This window comes from Lentibacillus halophilus (assembly GCF_039522485.1).
Lineage (GTDB): Bacteria > Bacillota > Bacilli > Bacillales > Amphibacillaceae > Lentibacillus > Lentibacillus halophilus.
Genome location: NZ_BAAADM010000015.1, coordinates 127,436 through 134,232 on the forward strand (window position 1 = coordinate 127,436; position 6,797 = coordinate 134,232).

Annotated in this window: 11 protein-coding genes and 1 pseudogene; 6 read left to right on the plus strand and 6 right to left on the minus strand. The window is 42.4% G+C overall.

Annotated features, from left to right (window positions below):
• Positions 1-48 precede the first annotated feature (48 nt).
• Positions 49-864: an undecaprenyl-diphosphate phosphatase gene (locus ABDZ72_RS03685; RefSeq protein ID WP_343751256.1), complete on the plus strand. Its 816-nt coding sequence runs from the start codon at positions 49-51 to the stop codon at positions 862-864.
• Between the two features lie 345 nt (positions 865-1,209).
• The gene (locus tag ABDZ72_RS03690) at positions 1,210-1,902 is read left to right on the plus strand and encodes a Crp/Fnr family transcriptional regulator (protein WP_343751235.1); all 693 of its coding nucleotides are present in this window, start codon (positions 1,210-1,212) and stop codon (positions 1,900-1,902) included.
• 72 nt (positions 1,903-1,974) lie between these two features.
• Here ABDZ72_RS03690 and moaD read toward each other — a convergent pair whose 3' ends face one another.
• The 5 genes from moaD to ABDZ72_RS03715 form a co-directional block, all read right to left on the minus strand.
• Positions 1,975-2,208 (minus strand): molybdopterin converting factor subunit 1, encoded by a 234-nt coding sequence (gene moaD / locus ABDZ72_RS03695; protein WP_343751236.1) that lies wholly within the window; start codon positions 2,206-2,208, stop codon positions 1,975-1,977.
• Entirely contained in the window at positions 2,201-2,674 is a 474-nt protein-coding gene (locus ABDZ72_RS03700; RefSeq protein ID WP_343751237.1) for a molybdenum cofactor biosynthesis protein MoaE, read from the minus strand. The genes moaD and ABDZ72_RS03700 overlap by 8 nt, the downstream gene beginning before the upstream one ends.
• Positions 2,674-3,180 (minus strand): molybdopterin-guanine dinucleotide biosynthesis protein B, encoded by a 507-nt coding sequence (mobB, locus tag ABDZ72_RS03705; protein WP_343751238.1) that lies wholly within the window; start codon positions 3,178-3,180, stop codon positions 2,674-2,676. Before mobB ends, ABDZ72_RS03700 begins: the two co-directional genes overlap by 1 nt.
• A 117-nt stretch (positions 3,181-3,297) precedes the next feature.
• Entirely contained in the window at positions 3,298-3,609 is a 312-nt protein-coding gene (locus ABDZ72_RS03710; RefSeq protein WP_343751240.1) for a metal-sulfur cluster assembly factor, read from the minus strand.
• 175 nt (positions 3,610-3,784) lie between these two features.
• Positions 3,785-4,546, minus strand: a complete 762-nt coding sequence (locus tag ABDZ72_RS03715) for a prolyl oligopeptidase family serine peptidase (protein WP_343751241.1) — start codon at positions 4,544-4,546, stop codon at positions 3,785-3,787.
• 125 nt (positions 4,547-4,671) lie between these two features.
• On the opposite strand from ABDZ72_RS03715, the pseudogene ABDZ72_RS03720 reads away from it, so the two are divergent.
• The 4 genes and pseudogenes from ABDZ72_RS03720 (at position 4,672) to ABDZ72_RS03735 (ending at position 6,480) form a co-directional block, all read left to right on the plus strand.
• A pseudogene (locus ABDZ72_RS03720) lies at positions 4,672-5,503 on the plus strand (Cof-type HAD-IIB family hydrolase).
• A 157-nt stretch (positions 5,504-5,660) separates the two neighbouring features.
• Positions 5,661-5,810 carry a hypothetical protein gene (locus tag ABDZ72_RS03725; protein WP_343751242.1) on the plus strand — a complete coding sequence of 50 codons (150 nt, stop codon included), beginning with the start codon at positions 5,661-5,663 and terminating at the stop codon, positions 5,808-5,810.
• Positions 5,811-6,014 carry a DUF3813 family protein gene (locus ABDZ72_RS03730; RefSeq protein ID WP_343751243.1) on the plus strand — a complete coding sequence of 68 codons (204 nt, stop codon included), beginning with the start codon at positions 5,811-5,813 and terminating at the stop codon, positions 6,012-6,014.
• Between the two features lie 202 nt (positions 6,015-6,216).
• Positions 6,217-6,480 carry a NifU N-terminal domain-containing protein gene (locus ABDZ72_RS03735; RefSeq protein ID WP_343751244.1) on the plus strand — a complete coding sequence of 88 codons (264 nt, stop codon included), beginning with the start codon at positions 6,217-6,219 and terminating at the stop codon, positions 6,478-6,480.
• 58 nt (positions 6,481-6,538) lie between these two features.
• Here ABDZ72_RS03735 and ABDZ72_RS03740 read toward each other — a convergent pair whose 3' ends face one another.
• Positions 6,539-6,739 (minus strand): hypothetical protein, encoded by a 201-nt coding sequence (locus ABDZ72_RS03740; protein ID WP_343751245.1) that lies wholly within the window; start codon positions 6,737-6,739, stop codon positions 6,539-6,541.
• Between the last annotated feature and the right edge of the window lie 58 nt (positions 6,740-6,797).

Consider the following 6,797-nt stretch of genomic DNA (forward strand, 5'->3'; position numbering starts at 1 on the left):
CTCTGTGCGACCAATACATTGATACAGGAGGAACGTTACATGGAAGCTATCAACGAATTTTGGCTATTAATAAAATACATTGTTCTTGGTTTGCTGCAAGGATTTACTGAACCAATCCCCATTTCATCAAGCGGCCATTTGGTCATTGTTAGGGAGCTCTTCAACATATCCATTGAAGGGCTGTCATTTGAGATCATGGTTAATTTCGGCTCCCTGATTGCGGTATTGATCATTTATCGCCAGGATATTTACCGGCTTATCGAAAACACCGTCCGCTACATAATGACTCGTGCGACGGATGCGAAAGATGATTGTCAGTTCGTTCTTTATCTCGTCATTGCAACCATTCCAACTGGGATTATCGGGCTTCTGTTTGAGGATTATATTGAGGACAAGCTCAGTTTCGTTTCGGTAGTCGGTGTGACGCTGTTGATAACGGGACTTGCCTTATGGGTTATCCGCAACTTGCGCGGTCGCAAAAATGACGGCGGCATCACTGTGCGCGATGCTATTATTGTTGGACTGGCCCAATCCGTTGCACTCGTTCCCGGTATTAGCCGTTCGGGAGCCACGATTGTCGCAGCCATGCTTGTCGGTATGAAAACTCAAACGGCTCTACGATTTTCTTTCCTGCTGTACATTCCGGTCAGCCTCGGCATTACCATGATGTCGGCCAGTGATTTGGTCAGTGGTCAAAGTGGGCTCAGCATTGTTGCTATCCCAGTGATCCTGGCATTTGCCGCTTCCATTATTGCAACCTATTATTCCCTTCGTTGGTTCATGAACATTATGGCCAAAGGCAATCTCAAATACTTTGCTTATTATTGTTTTGCGGTTGGGCTGCTTGTCATTCTGTTTTTATAAAGAATCCTGCATCACCATACTTCCATCAAAGGCTGATTTGAATGAAATCAATGAAACAAAACCTCTTTAACACACAAGCTATACTAGTCCAACTTAAAAAAGAGATACGTGATAACATATTCATTTATCGGCCTTTTAATAAAATAAACAAAGGGGTTACAATGAGTAAAGGATATGGACAAGAATAGCGGATCGTTAAGGAGGTCTCCATGCTTGGTATCGTTCTAATCATTTTAGCTTCCATTTAAATCATGAAAAAAGATGGATACGATATAATAGACCGCAAATCGTGGCAACTTGTTATAATGATGTGAATTGGACGTTTGAACGAAGGGAGCGAATGCATTGAATAACGATACGATCAAAAATTTGCTGCAACGATTTCCATTATTTAAAGATCTAACCGAGTATGAAATAGAACCCATCGTCGACATAGCTCAACATGATATGTACCGGCGTGGCACCTACATTTTTATGCAAGGCGACCTGTTAACCAACGTTTATTTTATTCATCAAGGCAAAGTGAAAATTTATAAAACCGACGTTCATGGAAACGAGCAAATTGTTAATGTGCTGCAGGCGGGGGATATGTTTCCACATCAGGGATTTTTCAGGCAGGACGACTGCCCTGCCCACGCTGAAGTGCTGGACGATGCCATTTTAATCCACATTCCTATTCCTTCCTTTGAAAACGCTTTGATCACACATCCGGAAATTTCCATTAAATTATTCCGCGTGCTCGGAGATATAATCGTTGACTTGCAAGGGCGTCTGGAGGAAAAAATTCTTCATAATACATATGAACAAATCATCATGCTGCTGCTGCGGCTTTCCAAAGGTTATGGTAAGGAAATAAATGAAGGGCAGATGAAGCTGACAACGCAATTTACCAATCGAGAACTCGCCAATATGATTGGCTCCAGCCGCGAAACTGTCAGCCGCACCATCACCCAGCTTAAAAAAAAGAACCTTCTCTCAACCGACAATAAAGGAGCTATTGTGCTTAATGTCGACACCCTTGAAGATGAGTTATTTTAAATTCCGGTACATTTCTAAAAAAAGCACTGCCTGGCTCATTCCAAGGCCAGGCAGAGTTCATTCACGCGTTGTTCATCCGCCGCTTACCGGTGGAATAAATGCCACAACATCGCCGCTGTTGACAACCGTATCCTCCTGTGAATACTCTTCATTGACCGCTATCATCGCCTGATCCAGTCGGCTCAATTCGTAAGCCGTTGACAGTTTGGATTTCAGTTCGCTTACTGATAACCCATCCTCATCCACCGTCACCTTTTCGTGCCCGGACGTCTCCTGCAACTCAGCAAAAAATAGAACATTAATCATCGCGCATCTCCTCCTTGGAAGGAATTTTTGCTTCATATGATATATTTTCTTTCTGATCGCCAAGCCATTTTTCCCCGTCTTCCCAATGTTCCTTTTTCCAAATCGGCACCATTTCTTTGATCCGTTCGATGGCATAGCGGCTGGCATCAAACGCATCAGCGCGATGTGGCGTGGATACCGCAATGGCCACCGCTATATCGGTGATTTCCAAGCGTCCGATCCGATGTACGATGGCAATTTCAGCATTGCCCCACTTTTCCTTTATTTCGTCACCGATCTGTTCCAGTTTTTTCTCCGCCATGGGTACATAAGCCTGATACTCAAGAAAAAGGGTTCGCTTTCCTTTGGTAAACTCACGGACTGTGCCCATGAACGTATTCACAGCTCCCGCTTCGTTCCGGACGACTTTGTCAATGCAATCACCTGGATTGATCGGCTCTTTGGTTATCCAATAGTTTTTATCCATCACATTTCCCTTCTTATTCTTTCAGCCAGTGCTGATATATGTTTCTCCAATTGATTCATGTCAAACACGGGCATATCAAGATCGTTCAACCAACGGCCATCCCCATCCCATGTTCCCACAGCTATTATAGCTGATAGTTCCTCTAAAAGCGATCGGTCCGCTTCATTCCTCAGCAAAACAATCTTTGGATAATCCGCTTGTTTATAACCTTCTACAAGCAATAAATCAAGCGGCCATTGCTGGTACAAATTAATCAGCCCATCCAAGCCCAATGGGATCGTTAACGATAGCTGTGTTACGGTTTCTCCCTGAACACCGCTAATGACGGATCCGGACTCAAGATGTGTCCCGCTGTCGGTTCCTTCCACCATATCCGGATCACCGCCATGACCGTGATGTTTGACGGAGCCGACCTGAAATCCTTTATCCGAAAAATAACGGATCAATGCACTCATGATCGTCGTCTTTCCGGAATGTTTGTACCCGGTAATCTGACAAATCTGCATACAGCAACCTCTGCTTTCCAATTGACCTTTTCATGCTTATAAAATCATTCACCATTCGATACAAAAAAAGGCCGATTCACTATCATATGAATCAACCTTTCCGAAGACCGGCCGGAATCAATCCGGAATGCCGAGAGCAATTTTGGCATAACGCGACATTTTGTCTTTATCCCAAGGCGGGTCCCAGACAATATTGACATCTATTTCTTCAACCTCAGGAATATCAGCAATAGCCCGGCGCACGTCCTGTTCAATATGAGCAGCAAGAGGGCAACCCATTGCCGTCAGTGTCATGGTAACAGTGCATAGACCATTGTCATCCAGATCAACATTATAAATCAGCCCGAGATTAACAATATCAATGCCTAATTCCGGGTCTATAACATTTTCCAAACCGCCAAGGATGTTTTCCTGCAAAGCCTCATCCATTAAAAACCCTCCTTCATGGTTCCTATGTTTATTTAAACATAAACAAGCGCATTTTTAAATGATTTCCCTCACACATCAGACGTTTCTGACCATTTTATCACGCATGAATGGATTCTTTATAACCTTAACTCTCCAGACAATCCCTCCATATATGATTGACGGATGGACAATCATGTCATAAATATTTCTCAAACCATTTTACCGTTTCCAGAATTGCATAGCGACTCACTTTATGCCCACGATTTGGCTCTTTCAACAATTGAATATGTTCGGTATTGGTATAATAGTATCGTGCGTGTTCATAAAATGTATGGGAATGATCAAACGGTATCACAGGATCACTGTCTCCGTGCCAGAATAAGACAGGGCGCTCGTTCAGTGCGCTGACTTGTTCAGACAGATCATAACTTTGAAGTTGCTCATAAAGTTGCGCAATTGACTCATCCGTAACCGACAGATCACCGTCCTTTTTTAATTGGTCCACCAATATCCTGGCATAATCAGTCATTTTCGGGGAACCCATCAGGATGGCAGCCGTTTGAATCCACGAATAGTGCCTCAATGCTGCTGTGGTTGTAATACCGCCCATGCTTGTACCAGCCACGCCAAACCGGCCATTCATTATCAATCCTTGATCAGCCAGTGCCTGTTTGATGGCTTTTAACTCGTGCACATTCTGCATAACAATATCCCAAAACGATAATTGTTTTTCCATTACAGACGCGTCTGTTTCCCGTTCGCCGTGATATAAACTGTCCGGAAGAACGACACGGTAACCTTTTTGCGCCAAATAATAAGCAAGCGGCAAATTATGTTCTTTTGCACTGGTGAAACCGTGAAAATATGTAAGCACCGGCAAGGCTTCCTGTTCGTATGCCTGATCAGCCACCATTAAGCTTGGAATCGATGCCAGCATTATGTTATCAATACCGATCATGACCGTCACCTTTCTTTCTGTGCTTAATATCATTATCATAGTACGACATTTTTGTAAATTGCAAACAAATCCTTTACATATCGCAACAAGCCCGATAAACTGATAAGAATACGAGGTGAAGCATAATGGAAACAAAACAGCACTTAATTGCCGTTGATTTGGATGGCACACTGCTGACCGATGATAAAACCATCAGCAAGCGTAATTTGGAGGCGCTTGAAAAGGCAGCAGATGCCGGCCATATTGTTGTTATTGCTACTGGACGACCGCACCGTTCCAGCATTGATCATTATCATACGCTCGGTCTGAATACACCAATGGTGAATTTTAACGGAGCCCTTATTCATCATCCAGCAAATAATCAATGGAATGTATTGCACAATCCGATGTCAATACGAACCGCTCTCCGGATTGTCGACGCCTGTTACGAAATCAGCACACACAATATTGTGGCAGAGGTTATGGACAATGTTTACCTTGACCGATATGACGAACAACTTATTGATATATTTCAAACATCACCGAATTCCCCGTTCACGATTGGCAGCCTGAAAAATAATTTAACACATGACCCAACATCGTTGCTTATTCACCCCAAGGAAGAAAATATCCAATCCATTCGTAAACATTTGGAGGACGATCATGCCGAACTGATTGAACACCGAAAATGGGGGGGGACCCTGGAATATTATTGAAATTGTCAAAAAAGGAATGAATAAAGCGATCGGTCTGGAAAAAATCGCTTTTTACTATCATATCCCAAATGAGCGGATTATTGCATTCGGGGATGAAGACAACGATCAGGAAATGCTTGAATTTGCTGGCATTGGTGTGGCCATGGGCAATGCGATTGATGACTTGAAAGCCATAGCTGATCATGTAACGGACACAAATGAGCACAACGGGATCAGTTCTTTTCTTGAAAATTATTTGCTTCATCCAAAAAAACTTATCTAATTTTTTCCTGACATACCCGGTGAAAATCCGGTCAAACTATAAATGAACGCGAAAGAAGCGTTCACTTAACGTTTGCTCTTCATTCCATCAACCGTCCTGCCACTAGGCTTACAAAACGCATAAGCTCTGGCAAGACATTCCACAGGGGGAATAACCGATGGGAAAACAAAGCAAATCAAAGCGTTTCAGCCAGCATAGTGAAGATGCTGTCCGAAAACATGCTGAACGATTCCCTTACAAAATGCGTTTTTCAGAAGCTGAACGCGAACAAGAGGAATCAGACAGGCATCCAATGGGAGGGTTTTAAATGCAGCAGCAAAACAATAACTTGATGCAACGTGCCCGTGAAGCTGTTAACACAATGACCAATGGAAAAGCCAATGCGAACCAGCAGGAAAAACAAGCGGCACAAAATGCCATTCAAGCTGCGAAAAGCCAAGCATCTTCTGAAGAACAGCAGCAACTTCAACAGCTTGAACAGCAATTGCAGCAAAAAAATCAATTGCAATAACCTCCATCACATTTTCTAAAAAAATGCATGGGTTTTTTACGAATTCTACGCACATCAAACAAGATGAGGCGGGAATGATAAAAGACTCACAGCATTCACCCTTATTCGTCTTATCGAATAAGGGTGTTTTTATTTTGTTTTTCAACATCTTTCTGCTACAATAAAAATCAAGTATGTATTATGATTGATGGAGGTAAAGAATATGGGAGTAAGACCAGAATCCACACCAAATCCAAATGCACTGAAATTCACCACAGACAGCCTTATTTTTCAAGGTGACAATAGCATTTCTGTTATGCCGGGAGATACAAGCGAACATGCCATTATGAATGATTTGATGGACGTAAATGGTGTTGATAACGTATTTGGGTATCAAAATTTCATTACCGTTAATAAAGCGTTTGATGTTGAATGGGACGAGCTTCAACCGCGTGTTATGGAAGTTTTTGAAAAACACGGATACTAAAGCCCTTATTTCTCAATTAATACGAACGTAAAAAAGACAGCATACAAGGCTGTCTTTTTTAATTCTTGTCTTCGTCGGCGTTCAAATCAATTGGAATGTGATTCTTGTTCACCTTTTTCCCGTTTTCATTTTTGGCATACAGAATGACAATGGGAACGTCATTGGCGTTTTTGATCGATTCAGTAAGCTCAAGTTCAATCGTGATCGAATTTATCCCTTGTTGTTTTTGAAGATCAATGTCACGTTGAGAGCGTAACATAGTTTGTGTAAACGGCTATGATGAAAGATGGTCATAGAAAAAGGAAGACCCTTTCCTG

Excerpts from the sequence above, each read along its gene's own strand:
- ABDZ72_RS03730 (WP_343751243.1), top strand. The coding sequence starts at position 5,811 with ATGCAGCAGCAAAACAATAACTTGATGCAACGTGCCCGTGAAGCTGTT.
- ABDZ72_RS03725 (WP_343751242.1), top strand. The coding sequence starts at position 5,661 with ATGGGAAAACAAAGCAAATCAAAGCGTTTCAGCCAGCATAGTGAAGAT.
- moaD (WP_343751236.1), bottom strand. The coding sequence starts at position 2,208 with ATGATTAATGTTCTATTTTTTGCTGAGTTGCAGGAGACGTCCGGGCAC.
- mobB (WP_343751238.1), bottom strand. The coding sequence starts at position 3,180 with ATGCAGATTTGTCAGATTACCGGGTACAAACATTCCGGAAAGACGACG.
- ABDZ72_RS03715 (WP_343751241.1), bottom strand. The coding sequence starts at position 4,546 with ATGATCGGTATTGATAACATAATGCTGGCATCGATTCCAAGCTTAATG.
- ABDZ72_RS03700 (WP_343751237.1), bottom strand. The coding sequence starts at position 2,674 with ATGGATAAAAACTATTGGATAACCAAAGAGCCGATCAATCCAGGTGAT.
- ABDZ72_RS03740 (WP_343751245.1), bottom strand. The coding sequence starts at position 6,739 with ATGTTACGCTCTCAACGTGACATTGATCTTCAAAAACAACAAGGGATA.
- ABDZ72_RS03735 (WP_343751244.1), top strand. The coding sequence starts at position 6,217 with ATGGGAGTAAGACCAGAATCCACACCAAATCCAAATGCACTGAAATTC.
- ABDZ72_RS03710 (WP_343751240.1), bottom strand. The coding sequence starts at position 3,609 with ATGGATGAGGCTTTGCAGGAAAACATCCTTGGCGGTTTGGAAAATGTT.